This is a genomic window from Chthoniobacter sp. (assembly GCF_040003245.1).
In the GTDB taxonomy this organism is placed as follows: Bacteria; Verrucomicrobiota; Verrucomicrobiia; order Chthoniobacterales; family Chthoniobacteraceae; genus Chthoniobacter.
Genome location: NZ_JBDUCX010000057.1, coordinates 1 through 14,327, shown reverse-complemented (window position 1 = coordinate 14,327; position 14,327 = coordinate 1). Strand labels below are relative to the sequence as shown.

Below are 14,327 nucleotides of genomic sequence, written 5' to 3'. Positions count from 1 at the left end.
CTGCATCTGCTTGATCTTCTCTCGACATGTCGCTACCTGCCGACACGTTTCCCCAACCCAAGTTACTAATAGTAAATGACCTTAACTGCTGTGGATAAATCACTGGATTCAGCCGGTTTGAATGCCCTTTGGGCGGAGATTTCGGCACAGATCAAAGGTGAGGTAAGTCCCGATTCTTACGACCGTTGGTTTCGGGATATTGAGCCTGTGGAACTCGACGACAAAACGCTTACTCTGCGCGTTCCGAACAATATCTATCAATTGTGGATCGAGAGTAACTATCAGACCCAGCTACGTAGTGTGGTGATGATGGCCCTGAGCTCGCCGCGAGGGATCAAATACGTGTTTCCGGATGAAACTGTGCCTGCCCGGCCGGGAAAAGTCCCGGCCCTCGTGCCCAAAACCAAACCGGATCCGCTCGAGACCAAGATGCCCGTGGCCGGCACAAATGGCTTCAACCCCCGCAATAATTTCGACGCCTTCGTCGTCGGCCCGAACAATCAGTTTGCGCATGCGGCCTGCAAGGCGGTGTCCGAGATGCCCGCCCGCACCTACAACCCGCTCTTCATCTACGGCGGCGTCGGCTTGGGCAAGACGCACCTCATGCACGCGATCGGCCACGCCATCGTGGCGAAACGCAAGCAGATCAAGGTCGTCTACATCACCAGCGAGGCGTTCACGAACGAATTCATCGACGCCATCCAGAACAATACGCTGATCAAATTCCGCAAGCGCTACCGGCAGGCCGATGTGCTCCTCATCGACGATATACAGTTCCTCGCCGACAAGGGGCGCACGCAGGAGGAATTCTTTCACACGTTCAATACGCTCTTCGACGGCCACAAGCAGATCGTCCTCTCCAGCGACCGCCCGCCCTCGGAAATCGCCAATCTCGAGACGCGCCTCGTCTCGCGCTTCGAATGGGGTCTCACCGCCGAGCTCCAGGCGCCCGACACCGAGACGCGCGTCGCCATCCTGCGCAAGAAGGCGCAGAGCGTCGAGATCAAGGTCGACGACTCGATCCTGCAATTTCTCGCCGAGCGCATCCGGACCAACGTCCGCCGACTCGAGGGCGCGCTCATGCGCGTGGCCTCCTACGTGTCGCTCAACGACGGCCGCGCGCCGGGCATGGAAAAGATCGAGCACCTGCTCAAGGACATCCTCAACGAGGAAGCGCGCCGCGCGATCACCATCGACCAGATCCAGCGCCGCGTGGCCGAGCACTTCGACGTCCGGCTCGCGGACATGACCAGCAAACGCCGCCCGGCGAACATCGCTTTCCCGCGGCAGATCGCCATGTACCTCGCTCGCGAGCTGACGAAGACTTCGCTCAACGAGATCGGCGAAGCGTTCGGCGGCCGCGATCACGGCACCGTCCTCCACGCGCATCGGCTCGTGAAGGATCGCATGATCAAGGACGAGCGCACGCGGCAGATCGTCGGCTTCCTCGACAGCCAGCTCACGCGTTGATCACCGACCGTTGTTGACATTCCGCCGCGCACAGAGGGAAAAAGGGTTGCGTCACCCCGCGCAATCATTCATCTAAGCGCAACCCTTTCCCTATGAAATTTAGCGTCAGCAAAGAGAAGCTCCTCGCAGGCCTGCAGACTGTGCAAAATGTAGTCAGCACGCGCACGACGCTCCCCATCCTTTCCAACGTCCTCCTGCAAGCCGAAGGCGATCAATTGCGGCTGACCACAACGGACCTCGATGTCGGCGTGAGCGGAGCGATCACCGCGCAAATCGAAAAGCCCGGTGCGACCACGTTGCCCGCGCGCCGTCTGGCCAATATCGTGCGCGAGCTCCCGGCAGCGGAGATCATCGTCGAGGTCGATTCCAAGAACGTCGCCTCGATCCGTTGCGGCCAGAGCTTCTTCAAGATCCTCGGCCTGCCCGAGGAGGAATTTCCGCCGCTCCCGAAACAGACCGACGCGCGCACCTTCACCATCGGCCAGCAGATCCTGCGCGACGCGCTGAAGAAGACCTCCTACGCCATTTCCACCGACGAGACGCGCTACGTGCTCAACGGCATTCTGTTTTCGTTCAAGGAAAACAAGCTCACCCTCGTGGCCACCGATGGCCGCCGGCTCGCGATGGTCGATATCGAAGTGGAATTTCCGCGCAGCCAGGAAGTGGAGATCATCGTCCCGACCAAGGCCGTGACCGAACTCGGCCGCCTGCTGGGCGACGAGGGCGACGTGCGCTTGAGCGTCGAGGAAAACCAAGTGGCCTTCCAGATCGGCGACACGCTGCTCGCTTCCAAGCTCATCGAAGGCAACTACCCGAACTATCGCCAGGTCATCCCGGCGGAAGCCAAGGAGCGTGTCACGCTCGAGCGCGAATTGTTCCTCAACGCCGTGCATCGCGTGGCGCTGCTCTCCAGCGAGAAATCGAACTCGGTGAAGCTCGTCTTCACGAAAAACAATATCGAGATCGCCGCCAATACGCCGGACGTCGGCGAAGCGCGCGAATCGCTGGCCGTGGCCTATAAGGGCCGGGAATTCTCCATCGCCTTCAACCCCGAATTCCTCCAGGCACCCCTGCGCGTGCTGACCAATGACGAGGTCTACCTCGACATGATCGACGAGATGAGCCCGGGCGTGATCAAGATCCAGAGCCCCTTCCTCTACGTGCTGATGCCGATGCGCATCAGCTAGAGCGGCATTCACGAATTCTCTACGGCTGCCGCATTTGCGGGGCGAGCCGTTCGGCCATCTGGGCAAAGCCCTTGTCATTCGGATGGACCGGCGTGGCGTCGAACAAAGCGATGTCGTGGTCGATCAATTCCGGTCCCTCGACGAGATGCAGATTCGGATCCTTTCGTGCGGCCACGATTTCCCGCGCAACCTGGCGGTAGCTTTCCAAAACGGCCACCTGCCCCTTCGGATTCCACGATGGAGGCACCCACAAAGAGGTCACATAGTAGATTGGCACGGTGGGCTGCGTAGCGCGAAGGGCATCAAGAAAGCCCATCATGTTCAAACGGTAGCGCTCCAGTGGTCCGCCTCCCTGCCAGTCGTTCACGCCGATGAACACCGAAATCACATCCGCTTTGAGCGAGGCCACCACCCGGGCGTCGGAAACATTGGAGGCGCGTCCGCCCAACCCGAGGTTCACCAACTGCCAGCCATTTTTTTGCGCGACCAGGTAAGCGTAGCTCTTGTCCACGGCGCTGGCCGTGAAACCGTGCGTGATCGAATCGCCATAGGCCAGATAGCGCTTCGCCGGTCGCGCCGGGATTGCTTCGAAACGGGCGTCGGGATTCACCTCCAGGCCTTGGAAATCCACGGAATCGCCGTAGGGCAGGACCAATTCGTAATCGTGAAAACCGGCCGCGCCCCCGGCGGCCATCGGCACCTCGACCGTTTCGGGTTCGCGCCGCGTTGGCGTCGCTTTGGTGTGGATGGTCCATTCCGGCTGGCTCACGCCATCGATGTAATAGAGCCCGCGGCTGTTCCGCGCGCTCGAGGAGATGTGGAGTTCGTTAAAATAAAGCAATGCCTTCACGTTCGCCGCGTTGGTGCGGAAACGGATGCGCGCCCCGGGGTTGTCCCAGCGATACCCTTTTGCCGGGATGTCGAGCAGCCGGTCGAACCGGGCGAGCTTCGCCGCCGGATCGAGCGGCGATGGAACAAATTCCAGGTGCACGTAATCCGAATAGCCGATCCGGGGGTCATCGGGGCGAATCAGGCCGGCCTTCGTTTGGGCGTGCCCGGTGAGCGCGCTGCACAGGCCCAGCAGGCTCCAAAGGCTCCAGCGGAAAAGGGCGCGGCATGCAGAAGGGATCATGGTGAGGTGGGGGTAGCGTAGGAGGAGATGAGACGGATGGGAGGAATAGGATGCCTGAGCATTACGTCGGCGACCTTTCGCGAGTGCAAGACGGGAGGGCGTCGTGTCGAAACTACCCCCTGCGCAAGCATCTCCACGATCCCACACTTTTCTCTTTGCGCTTTTTTGAAGGACGCATAATGTGCCCCTCCCGCTGCCGGAAAGCCGGTGGTGGGAGACAAATGCTCACGTGGCGGAATTGGCAGACGCGTACGGCTCAGGACCGTATGGGGCAACCCGTGGAGGTTCGAGTCCTCTCGTGAGCACCATCTCTTTTCAATCGAGGGATGGTTCGTGCCGTGGTAGCGGACGACATAGTAGCTCGAAGCTCCTGCTTCGAATCGGCCGTGTTGCTCGCAGTGGTGGTTTTGGAGCGGGACGAAAACCGAAGCTGGAGCTTCGAGCTACTTGCGAACTGCCCAATCCCGCCCTTGCTCGCTATGCGCTGAGGACGCCTTCCCTTGGCGCTCCAATCAAGCGACGCTGGCCAGCTTCTTGTGGGCGGTGAATGCCTGAAAAACTGCCTGTCGCAGATCCGCGTGGCTGATCGGTTTGCCCACCACCATGTCCACCCCGGGCGGATGGCCGCCCACCGCCATCATTTCATCGCCAAACCCCGTCAGCAGGATCACGGGCGTTTCCGGTGAAAGTTCTTTGACCGCGATGGCCAGTTGCGAACCATTCATCGCCGGCATGGCCTGGTCGGTGAGCACGAGGTCGAACGAGCCCTTGCGGAAAGTCTCCAGTGCCTCATCCCCCCGGAAGGCGCAGGCGGTCGAATGCCCATCGCTGTGCAGGTATTCGGCGATCAATTCGCAAATGATTTCCTGGTCGTCCACGACCAGCACCCGCAGCGTCCGGTCGAGCCGCGCGATTTCCGGCTTGGCCGCCGCCTCCGCCTCGTCCGTGGCGGGGAAGCGAATGGAAAACGTGGTGCCGAAATTTTTCTCGCTGGTGATTTCGATCGTGCCTTTGTGCCGTTGCACGATGCCATACACCACGGCCAGCCCGAGTCCGGTGCCGTGCTCGCCTTTGGTGGTGAAAAAGGGTTCCAGGCAGCGCTCGCGTTCCTCCGGCGTCATGCCCATGCCCGTGTCCGTGATCGAGACGGTCGCGCCGTCGATCTCCTCGTGCGTGGCGAGAGTGATCGTGCCACCCTTCGGCATCGCGTCCACCGCATTGAAAACCAGGTTGGTCAGCACCTCGCGCAATTCGGCCGCATTTCCGGCGACCGGCGGAATCTTCGCCAGGTGGCTGATGACTTCGATCTGCACTCCCGCGGCGCGGCTTTTCCCTTTCCACTTCGGCGAGGTGAGGGAGATGACGCGCTCCACCACGTCGTTCAAATCCACCGGCAGGCGGATTTCGTTGTCCTCCGCCGGGCGATAGAATTCGCGCAGGCGGCTGACGACGTGCGAGGCATCCTGCGCGGCGGAGACGATGTGATCGAGGTAGGTGATTTCGCGCTTGGAGCCGTGCTCCTCCAGCCACGGGTGCAGCAATTCACCGTAGCCCAGCATCATGGTCAGCGCGTTGTTGAAATCGTGGGCGATGCCGCCGGCCATCATGCCCAGCGCGCGCAGTCGCTCCTGTTTCACGATCTGCTCCTGGGTGTTCTGCAACTCGTGCAAGGTGTCTTCCAGTTGCGCCGTGCGCTCCTGCACCTGCCGCTCGAGATCCAGATTGTGCCGCTGCATGCTCAGGCGCAGGAAGCGGTTCTCGATGAGATTCTGAATCCGCAAGATGACCTCGGCATGGTCGAGGGGCTTGGTGAGAAAATCCTTCGCGCCGCTGGTCAGCGCCTTGCGCTTGGTCTCGACGGTGATATCGGCGGTGAGAATCAGGATCGGGAGATAATCTTCCAGGGGGATCGCCGCCTTGAGTTGCTCCAGGACGGAGAATCCGTTCATATGGGGCATGTTCAGGTCCAGCAGCACGATGTCCGGCTCCACTTCCAGGAAAAGAGCGAGCGCCTGCCGTGGATCGGTAGTGCAGCGCACATGATGGCATCCCGCCAACGCCAGGATTCGCTCCAACAAGCGCACGTTGGCCGGCTCGTCATCGACGATCAGGACTTTGGCTTTGCTGAGGTAATCGTTGGTCATGGGACGCCCACTCCTCCGGGGCATAATACTTCCCCGGAATGGGCGCCTTTGAATGGGAGCACGTGTTGTACCCTCCCCCCATTTTCTCCCAATAGTTAGAAATCCGCCCATGCCGTCCACTTTGCCACCTCCCGAAGAGAAGAGCCAGTTCGTCCAGACGATGTTTGGCGAGATCGCCGAGCGCTACGACCTGGCCAACCATTTACTCAGTGGAGGGCTCGATTTTCTCTGGCGCCGCCGGGCCGCGCGCCTCATCCGGGCCTGGCAGCCAGCCCGGATTCTCGACCTGGCTACCGGGAGCGGCGACCTGGCCATCACTTTGGGGCGGGCTTGCCCCGGGGCCTTGGTCGTCGGGGCGGACTTTTGCCGGCCTATGCTCTCTGTAGCGCGCCGGAAAGGACTCGAACATCTCGTCACCGCCGATGGCCTCCAGCTACCCTTCCCCGAAGCCTCTTTTGACGCCGTCACAATCGCCTTCGGCCTGCGCAATATGGCCTCCTGGCCCAAAGCACTCGCAGAAATGCGAAGGATTTTGCGCCCGGGCGGGCACGTCCTGATCCTCGATTTCTCCGTCCCGTTGGCCCCGTTGCGATGGGTTTACCGCCCCTATTTGCACCACGTCCTGCCCCGCGTCGCCGCCCTGCTGACGGGAAAGAAAGCGGCTTACGACTACCTGGGCGACTCCATCGAGCAATTCCCGCAAGGCCCCGTCATGTGCGTGCTGCTGGAGGACGCGGGGTTTAGTGACCCCGAACATCAGCCGCTCAGCGGAGGGATCGTGTCCCTCTACACGGCGAAGCGCTGATTAATTTCCCGGAGGAGCCGGAGCCGGGGATGCAGGTGCTGGCGCAGGTGCCGGTTGAGGTGCATCCGCAGGTGGCGCAGCGGGAACCGTAGGCGCGGGTGGTGCGGTCGGAGCCGGCGGGACGAGGGGTGTCGCCGGGTTCAAAGTGGGCGGAGCGGTTGGCTTCGCGGGCTCGGGAGCGGCTGGACTTGGGGCGGGTGCCGCGGGTGGCACATCTGGAACCGGTGGCGTGATGGGAGGTGCGGTCGGCACTGCTCCGGGTGCGGCCGACGGCGTGGCTGGCGCCGCTCCGGGCGCTCCTTCGATGAAGGGCAATTGGAATGCGGTGACGTCCGGCTGGCTCAAGGCGAATGTCCCCGTCAATCCCTCCGCCGAGGCGTAGTTCAGCATGTCCGGCGTCTGCGTGCCAATCAGGAGCTTCCCGCCGCCGGCGGCCGTCTTGAACGAGACCGTGATCTTGGGCTGCGCGAGTCCCTGTTCGGGAGTCGCCGCGCCCACCCAGCGCACGGCGCGCAGGCTGGCCAGCGTATTTACCATCGACTGGAGATTCGTTTGGTTGATTTTGCCGTCACCCTTCGCGAGCACCCAATTCTTGTCCTTCTCCTTGTCCCGCTCCAGCGTGAGCGTCGGCTGCCCTTCGCGGGCGATCTCGAGCGCGGTGATGTCCTCCGGCTTGTTCTTATAGACGGTCAGCTCCTGCCATTGCAGCGGATCGGTCATCGCAAAGCTCAGGAAACCGCGCGGGATGCTCACCACGAACGGCTCGTCATCGAGCTTGGCGTAGACATTGTCGCCCTCGATTTTGCCGAAGAGGATCGACACGATCGGTTTCTCGCCGGCCTTCGTCTCGGCCGTGTTCTCCGACGAGTAGGAGCTGAGAGTGACCGTCACCGACGGCTGATCGAGCCCATACTTGGGCAATTCCGTGGCGACATCCGCCGCAAAATTGACGACCTGCGCGCTTTGCAATTCACTCATCAAGCGCGTCGCCGCCGCCACATTGATCGGCACATCCTTGCCCTCGGACTTGCGCACCCACGACTCGCCTTTGCGGGCCAGCACGATCTTTTCTTTGCCCGGACTCTCGATATTGATCCGGTCCACGATATCGGAAGTGAAGCGGACCAGATTGCGGTCGCGCACGTCGTTCGGCTTGGTATCGAGCAGCGCCTCGACCGTCTTGGGCACCACGAGCACGGCGTTGCGCGTGGAAACTTTCACATAGATCTTTTCCTTGTCCTTCTCCAGCGCCTTGCCGATTTGCAGCACCACCGGCTCCTTGCTGCCTTCGGTGCTGAACGAAAACGTGCCGCGCGGCTCCTGCAGGCCGAACGACGCGAGATTCGAGGTATCCGTGACGAAGGAGTCCACCTGGGCATTCGCCGCCTGGGAGATCAGGTCGCCGACTTTCTGGTCGTTGCCGCGCGCCTTGAAAGGCTTGTCCAGCGACCAGTGCTGGTCCTTCTTGGCGAGTTCGATTTCGCCCGCCGCGGTCTTGAACTGCACCTTGTTGACCTGCGTGGCGATCACGTCGGTCAGCTTGTGGTCGCGGAATTCGTCCACCTTTTTGGAGATCTGCGTTTTCAGGTCGTTGCCGATGACGTGCGCGGTCTTCGAGTCGTCGAGCCGCACGTAAATCTTGCCTTCCACCGCCGCGTCCTTGCCGAGGATCAACTCCACCGGCTTGTCGCCGCCGGTGAAAGTCAGCCGCGTATCGGAACTCGTCAGCCCGAAATCCTTGAGCATGTCCTTGCCACCATCCTTGTCCGTCGGGATCGAGTCTTCGGATTTTAGCGATTCCGCCGTGGTGAAGAGCTGATTGACCGCCATCGAATCCGCGCGGTCCTTGACCGGCGCCTCGATGAACCAGGCGCCGTCTTTCTTGCGCAGGTCGATTTTCGTTTCGGTGTTCTTGATCGTGATGCCGGTGATCTTGTCGCGGTCAAACTGCACCACGCGGCCCGCGCGGTCGGTGGCCTCCTGCGACGTGGGCTGCTTGCTTTCGTAGAAGTGGATGAACGCGTAAATCGCGAGCGCCGCGATAAAGAGGATAAGCGTGTTTTTCAGTTTCATGGCAAAGGGGGAGAAGGGGGGGGCTTAAGAGCGGCGCATCCACCAGTTGATCAGGCCGAAGAGGGCGACGATGCCGGGAATGATTCCCATCAGGGTGAGCTTGAGACTGGCGAGCTGTTTTTCGTCGAGGCTCAGGGTCACGTTTTTCTTTTCCTTCGGCGGAATCCCGATCACGTCCTCGCGATCGAGCAGCCAGTTGAGGACATTCACGGTGAGGTCGTTGGAGACGCCTTCCGACTGCCGGTACTCATTGTTGCTGAGCAACTCGGCGTTGCCCACCACTACGAGGCGCGAACTGTCCATCTTCACCCGCTTGTCGTCCACGCCGCCCTTTTCCACCGCCACGGCGAGATTGAGCGGGCCGATGTGATCTTTCTTTGGGTCGAAGAAGACCTTTTCATCGCCCGTTGCCACGTCCGTTTCGCCCCAGAATCCTTCGCCGGACTGGAGCAGGGGAATGAGGTGCACCTTGGCGATGACCTCGCGCGAACGGTCGAGCTGGAGCGACTGGGTGGTGCCGAGGAACTTCTTGCTCAGTCCTTCGAGGTCCTTGGTGATCTTCGTGTGGCTGTCGAGGATCACGAAGGCGGGATCCGCGATCACCCCGGTGGTGAGCTGCGGTTTTCCTTCGTCGTCCATTTTCAGGAAGGTGCCGGTTTTCAGCACGCGATCGTCCTGCGGGACCACGCCCTGGTCGTTCAGCCAGACGGTCAGGCGGTCGGTCTTGGCAAAGGGATTGAGCAGCACGAAGAGACGGCCTTTCTTGTCCCAGAAATCGTTGATCAGCTTCACTTCCAGTTCCGAGTAGTCGTACTTCGGCCCGCAAATGATCAGGCTGCGCGCGTCCTCCGGGATGCTGTTGACGTTGAGCAGATTCAGCGGGGCGATTTGGATGTTCTGCCGCTTGAGGCTTTCGGTGAAGACCTTCAGGTCCTGCGAGTGGAGGTCGGGTTCCCCATGGCCTTCCACAAAATAGACTTTGTTCGCCTTGCCTTGGGTGAGTTCGAGCAGGGCGCTGGTGATGGCCTGCTCGCCCTTGAAATCCTTCAGCTTCGGCTGCGACTGGCCCATCATCGCCTGCATCTGGTCGGGCATTTCGAAGTCCGCCATGTCCGCCGCGTTCACGAATTTGCTCTTCCCGGCAATATCCAGGATCACGATGTTTTCGTTCGCGCCGAATTTGTATTGGGTCTGCAAGGCCTGGGCGCGGCTCAGGCTCCGGTACGGGTCCACGAACTCGGCCTGGAATTTCTTGTCCGACGCATACTCGTATTCCCGCAGCAGGTTCGCCACGTCCGGCGCGATCTCCGCGGCGCTGGAAAAGAAGACGACCGCCTTCACCGGTTTATCGAGGTTCTTCAGCAGGCTGCGGGTCTGCGAGCTGAGCTCATATTTCTTGTCGCGGGAAAAGTCCCAGCGCTTGAAGTGCCGGAAGGCGACGTAGTTGAGCATTAGGAGAATGCCGAGGACGACGAGCGTCTGGATGATGACATTCAAGCCGATCTGGAAGCGCTGGATCTTCACGACTTTCGGCGTGGCTTCGGGAGTAGAGGAGGTGGCCATGGGAGAAAAGAGGAGTGAGAATTAGGGGCGCGGGATCAGGCCTTCCACTTGCGATACTGGAACACTTGCAGCGTGAGATACGTCATCAGCACGGTCATGGAGACGTAGTAGACGATGGGACGCGAATCGATGATCCCCTTGGAGAAATCCCCCATGTGCTGGATGCAGGAAACGTAGGCAAAGAGGTCCTTGATGCCCGGCGTCGTGAGGTTCGCGATATCCGGGATGAACCCGAGGAAGAGCAGCAGCGTGACGGTGGTGAAAGAAATCGTCGCGGCGTTGATCTGGTCCTTGGTCAAGGCCGAGGCCAGGCAGCCGACGGAGACGAAAAAGCCGCCCATGAGCAGCAGCAGGAGATAGGTGCCCCAGTAGGCGCCGGCGGCATTCACCGCCATCTTGCCGGTGATGTATTGGAACGAGGCGAACGAGATCAGCGTCGGCGCCCAGAGGATGATGTAGAAGATGAAGACGCCGAAGAATTTCGACAGCACCACCTGCCAGTCCTTCACCGGCGCCGTGGTCAGCGTTTCAAAGGTGCCCATGCGAAACTCCTCGGAGTAAACGCGCATGGTGATGAGCGGGAAGCTCAGCACGAAGGGGAACCAGAACAGGGCCGGCATGAAGAAGGCCTCGACAATCGTGACCTCCGTCGGGAAGCCGTTCATGATCGAGACCTGGCTGTAAAAATTGAAGCCGGAGAGGAACAGGAAATAGAACAGCACCACGTAGGCGATGGGCGAGTAGAAGAAGGACTTCACCTCGCGGCTGAGCAATGTAAGGAAGGTTTTCATGGGGTGATGAGAAAAGGTGGGAAGGTTTGCGGTGACATTCCGGCGTGGGGACGGAGATGCGGACGGCGGCGTGACGCGCTGCTGGTCAGCTATCCGAATGGGTCAGTTCGACGAACACGTCCTCCAGCGTGGGCCGGCGGCGCATGAGTTCGCGCACGATCCAGTGTCTTTTGAAAGCGAGTTGCATGACTTCCTCGCTCGGATCGGTGTTGGCCTCGAGGCGGAGCTGGAAAATGCTGTAGTCGCCATCCTTCTCCACGGAGACGTCTTTCACTCCGGGCAGGCGGCCCAGGTCCGCCGCCGCATTGTCGGTGCCGACCTTGGCCTCGATCCGCATGCTGCCGGCGGTGCGTTGATTCTTGAGCAGGTTCTCCGCGGTGTCGCTCGCGCGAATCTTGCCCTTGTGAATCACGATCACGCGGGAGCACATGATCTCCACCTCCGGCAGGATGTGCGTGGAGATGAGCACCGTGCGCTTGCCGCCGAGGTTCTTGATCAACTCACGCACCTGGCGGATCTGGTTCGGGTCGAGGCCGATGGTCGGCTCGTCGAGGATGAGCAGCTCAGGGTCGTGCACCAGTGCGTCCGCGAGGCCCACGCGCTGGCGGAAGCCCTTGGAAAGCGCGCCGATCAACTTGCGCTCCACGTCGCGCAGGTTGCAGAGCTCGACCACGTCGCCCACCGCTTGCTTGAGCTTGCGGCCAGGCACGCCTTTCAAATTGGCCCGGTAGCGCAGGTACTCGTTCACGCGCATATCGGTATAGAGCGGCGTGTTTTCCGGCAGGTAACCGAGGTGCCGGCGCGCTTCGATCGATTGCTCGAAGACGTCGAACCCGGCAATGGTCGCGCGTCCCGAGGTGGCCGGCAGGTAGCTGGTCAGGATCTTCATCGTCGTGCTCTTGCCCGCGCCATTCGGCCCGAGGAAGCCAACGATTTCGCCCTTTTCCACCTCGAAGTTGAGGTTGTTGATCGCGGTAATGCCCGCGTATCGCTTGGTGAGGTTTTCGACTTTGATCATGGGGAAATAAAATCAGCGTGCGGTCAGCGTGACCGATTGCACTTGCTGGATCGCCTGTCCGCGGATGCGCCGCACGACGCCCACGGAAAAATCAACGACCGAGCCCGTATCAATCGGGGCCAGCAGTTCTTCGATCTGCTTGGAGGACGTGACTGGATAACGACCGATCTGGGCGATGACAAGGCCTCGTTTCATCCCGGCCTGTTCCGCCGGCGAACCCTGCTCCACATCCGCGATCAGCACGCACGTCCCGACCTTGTAACCGGTCGTCTCGCTCAGTTCCGGCGTCAGGTCCTGCAATTGCAACCCGAAGAATTTTCCCGCCAGCGCCTTCTTCTCCACCTTGACCACTTTTTTGCCGGAGGCGATGTCCTTGAACTCGAGCACCCGCTGCCGCACGACCTCGCCGGGAATGGCAAAGCCGAGGCCCTGCGTAGGGACGCCCTGCGGCGTGAACGCCATCTTCACCGAGCTCACTCCCACCAGCTTGCCGCTGATGTCCACCACCGGTCCGCCGCTGTTGCCCGGATTGATCGCCGCATCCGTCTGGATGAGGTTGCGATACTCCACGTCGTCCACCGTCACCGCGCGGTTCTTCGCGCTCAGGATGCCGCGCGCCACGGAGCTGCCGTAGCCGAGCGGATTGCCCAGCACGAGCACCGTCTGGCCGAGGAGATTGGGCGAGAGTTGCTCGAGATTGATGAAGGGCAGGGCCTGCGGCGCATCGATTTTCAGGAAGGCCAGGTCCGCCTCCTGCGAACCGGCCACATACCGGGCGTTGTAGGTCTTCCCGTCATTCGTGGTCACCGAGATCTTTAGCTCCGCCGCCCGCTGCACCACGTGCTCATTCGTCACGATGTAACCCGCCGGATCGACGATGAACCCCGACCCCAGGCTCTGCAATTTCTGCGAGAGCACCCGCGGACGCCGCATGGCCCCGCCGAAAAACTGGTTGAAGAATTGGTCGTATGGTTCCTGCACCGTGCGCTGCACCACGCGCTCGGTATTGATGTTCACCACCGCCGGCATGGCCTTGGCCACCGCGAGCACGGAAGGCTCCGCGGCGGGGTCGGTCTGGGCATGAACGACCGTAGTCGCGAAGGATACGGCAGCCAGGACGAGAAGCTTCGGAAAAAGGGTCATTTCGAGTTCGGGGTGAGATATGACAAAGTAAATACGCAAACGCTCAAATTTTTTGAACATCGCTGCAACTCCAGATTTCATCGAACGATGCGTAAAGAATACGGCGATTTCTTTGCGCGTCAGGCCGGACATGTAAAAAACACCGTGCTTCCTTGACATCAGATTCTCGGCAAAATGAGGAACTGGTAAACAACTCGACTGCGAAGTGCGGTTCTGTATTCGAGCGGCTGTGCGTGCGATGACCCATCCAGAGACGAAGGTGCGTCGGTTCAAGTTCATCCGTGAGGGCCAAAGGCCCGCCCACAAGCCAGCCCAGGGCAGAGCGAGGAACGAGCGCCGCCCTGGGTCTGGAAAGAAAGATCGGCAAGCCCCACCGGGGCGTAACAATATATCGGCCTGTCATGCCGCAGTCTTTGGCCCGCGTTGTTTTGCATGTCGTCTTCAGTACGAAGAATCGTGTCCCGTTTCTCAAGGACTCGGAACTCCGCGCGCGGCTGCATGGCTATATGGCAGGCGTCATGCGAGCGCTTGGGTGCGACCCCATCCGCGTCGGTGGGGTCGAGGATCACGTGCATATTCTCTGTAATCTTGCCCGCACCATCGCGGTGGCCGGGCTGGTGGAAGAGACGAAGAAAAGTTCCTCGAAATGGATGAAAGAACAGGGGGCAACTTATCAGGATTTCTTTTGGCAGGCGGGATATGGCGCGTTTTCCGTGAGCCAATCCAATGTCGAGCAGGTTCGCGCATACATCGCGATGCAAGAGGAACATCACCGAAAGGTTTCGTTTCAAGATGAACTGCGCGCGCTGTTTCGAAAGCACGGGCTGGAGATCGATGAGCGCTACGTCTGGGATTGAAACAGCATGGTTCTCAGTGATTTGTCCCGCCCCGTTGGGGCTGGTCCCGTTTTTGGATTACACCCAGGGCGGCGCTCGTTCCTCGCTCTGTGAGCCTGTATCGATTTTTCGGACAGAATTGGGTAAGCTGAAGCAGACGACTTC

The 14,327-nt window shown here is 60.6% G+C and carries 11 protein-coding genes and 1 tRNA gene; 5 read left to right on the top strand and 7 right to left on the bottom strand.

Annotation, left to right across the window (positions count from 1 at the left end; genetic code table 11):
- The first annotated feature begins 75 nt into the window (after positions 1 to 75).
- Positions 76 to 1,470: a chromosomal replication initiator protein DnaA gene (gene dnaA, locus ABJF10_RS10035; protein ID WP_348544422.1), complete on the top strand. Its 1,395-nt coding sequence runs from the start codon at positions 76 to 78 to the stop codon at positions 1,468 to 1,470.
- A 92-nt stretch (positions 1,471 to 1,562) separates the two neighbouring features.
- Positions 1,563 to 2,657, top strand: coding sequence for a DNA polymerase III subunit beta (gene dnaN, locus ABJF10_RS10030; RefSeq protein WP_348544421.1), 1,095 nt, complete (start codon positions 1,563 to 1,565; stop codon positions 2,655 to 2,657).
- A 19-nt stretch (positions 2,658 to 2,676) separates the two neighbouring features.
- Here the strand turns inward: dnaN and ABJF10_RS10025 are convergent, their stop codons facing one another.
- Positions 2,677 to 3,789 (bottom strand): GDSL-type esterase/lipase family protein, encoded by a 1,113-nt coding sequence (locus tag ABJF10_RS10025; RefSeq protein WP_348544420.1) that lies wholly within the window; start codon positions 3,787 to 3,789, stop codon positions 2,677 to 2,679.
- A 223-nt stretch (positions 3,790 to 4,012) separates the two neighbouring features.
- Here ABJF10_RS10025 and ABJF10_RS10020 point away from each other — a divergent pair.
- A tRNA-Leu gene (locus tag ABJF10_RS10020) sits at positions 4,013 to 4,097 on the top strand.
- 204 nt (positions 4,098 to 4,301) lie between these two features.
- Here the strand turns inward: ABJF10_RS10020 and ABJF10_RS10015 are convergent.
- Complete coding sequence (locus ABJF10_RS10015; RefSeq protein ID WP_348544419.1) at positions 4,302 to 5,933, bottom strand: response regulator; 1,632 nt, start codon at positions 5,931 to 5,933, stop codon at positions 4,302 to 4,304.
- A gap of 109 nt (positions 5,934 to 6,042) precedes the next feature.
- Here ABJF10_RS10015 and ABJF10_RS10010 point away from each other — a divergent pair, with 109 nt between their 5' ends.
- Positions 6,043 to 6,738, top strand: coding sequence for a ubiquinone/menaquinone biosynthesis methyltransferase (locus tag ABJF10_RS10010; protein ID WP_348544418.1), 696 nt, complete (start codon positions 6,043 to 6,045; stop codon positions 6,736 to 6,738).
- Here the strand turns inward: ABJF10_RS10010 and ABJF10_RS10005 are convergent, their stop codons facing one another.
- The 5 genes from ABJF10_RS10005 to ABJF10_RS09985 all read right to left on the bottom strand — a co-directional run bounded on the left by ABJF10_RS10005 (position 6,739) and on the right by ABJF10_RS09985 (position 13,326).
- Complete coding sequence (locus ABJF10_RS10005) at positions 6,739 to 8,811, bottom strand: DUF4340 domain-containing protein (protein WP_348544417.1); 2,073 nt, start codon at positions 8,809 to 8,811, stop codon at positions 6,739 to 6,741.
- Between the two features lie 24 nt (positions 8,812 to 8,835).
- Complete coding sequence (locus ABJF10_RS10000; RefSeq protein ID WP_348544416.1) at positions 8,836 to 10,374, bottom strand: GldG family protein; 1,539 nt, start codon at positions 10,372 to 10,374, stop codon at positions 8,836 to 8,838.
- Between the two features lie 35 nt (positions 10,375 to 10,409).
- Positions 10,410 to 11,165, bottom strand: coding sequence for an ABC transporter permease (locus ABJF10_RS09995; RefSeq protein ID WP_348544415.1), 756 nt, complete (start codon positions 11,163 to 11,165; stop codon positions 10,410 to 10,412).
- A gap of 85 nt (positions 11,166 to 11,250) precedes the next feature.
- Positions 11,251 to 12,183: an ATP-binding cassette domain-containing protein gene (locus ABJF10_RS09990; RefSeq protein ID WP_348544414.1), complete on the bottom strand. Its 933-nt coding sequence runs from the start codon at positions 12,181 to 12,183 to the stop codon at positions 11,251 to 11,253.
- Between the two features lie 12 nt (positions 12,184 to 12,195).
- A complete protein-coding gene (locus ABJF10_RS09985) occupies positions 12,196 to 13,326 on the bottom strand; it encodes a trypsin-like peptidase domain-containing protein (protein ID WP_348544413.1) in 1,131 nt (376 codons plus the stop codon).
- A 401-nt stretch (positions 13,327 to 13,727) separates the two neighbouring features.
- On the opposite strand from ABJF10_RS09985, the gene tnpA reads away from it, so the two are divergent.
- Positions 13,728 to 14,183: an IS200/IS605 family transposase gene (tnpA, locus tag ABJF10_RS09980; RefSeq protein ID WP_348544412.1), complete on the top strand. Its 456-nt coding sequence runs from the start codon at positions 13,728 to 13,730 to the stop codon at positions 14,181 to 14,183.
- Positions 14,184 to 14,327: the final 144 nt, after the last annotated feature.

What these genes read in the sequence shown, in the direction of transcription:
- ABJF10_RS09995 (WP_348544415.1), bottom strand. Translation starts at nt 11,165, where the DNA reads ATGAAAACCTTCCTTACATTGCTCAGCCGCGAGGTGAAGTCCTTCTTC.
- ABJF10_RS09990 (WP_348544414.1), bottom strand. Translation starts at nt 12,183, where the DNA reads ATGATCAAAGTCGAAAACCTCACCAAGCGATACGCGGGCATTACCGCG.
- ABJF10_RS10015 (WP_348544419.1), bottom strand. Translation starts at nt 5,933, where the DNA reads ATGACCAACGATTACCTCAGCAAAGCCAAAGTCCTGATCGTCGATGAC.
- ABJF10_RS10025 (WP_348544420.1), bottom strand. Translation starts at nt 3,789, where the DNA reads ATGATCCCTTCTGCATGCCGCGCCCTTTTCCGCTGGAGCCTTTGGAGC.
- tnpA (WP_348544412.1), top strand. Translation starts at nt 13,728, where the DNA reads ATGCCGCAGTCTTTGGCCCGCGTTGTTTTGCATGTCGTCTTCAGTACG.
- dnaN (WP_348544421.1), top strand. Translation starts at nt 1,563, where the DNA reads ATGAAATTTAGCGTCAGCAAAGAGAAGCTCCTCGCAGGCCTGCAGACT.
- ABJF10_RS10005 (WP_348544417.1), bottom strand. Translation starts at nt 8,811, where the DNA reads ATGAAACTGAAAAACACGCTTATCCTCTTTATCGCGGCGCTCGCGATT.
- ABJF10_RS10010 (WP_348544418.1), top strand. Translation starts at nt 6,043, where the DNA reads ATGCCGTCCACTTTGCCACCTCCCGAAGAGAAGAGCCAGTTCGTCCAG.
- dnaA (WP_348544422.1), top strand. Translation starts at nt 76, where the DNA reads ATGACCTTAACTGCTGTGGATAAATCACTGGATTCAGCCGGTTTGAAT.
- ABJF10_RS09985 (WP_348544413.1), bottom strand. Translation starts at nt 13,326, where the DNA reads ATGACCCTTTTTCCGAAGCTTCTCGTCCTGGCTGCCGTATCCTTCGCG.
- ABJF10_RS10000 (WP_348544416.1), bottom strand. Translation starts at nt 10,374, where the DNA reads ATGGCCACCTCCTCTACTCCCGAAGCCACGCCGAAAGTCGTGAAGATC.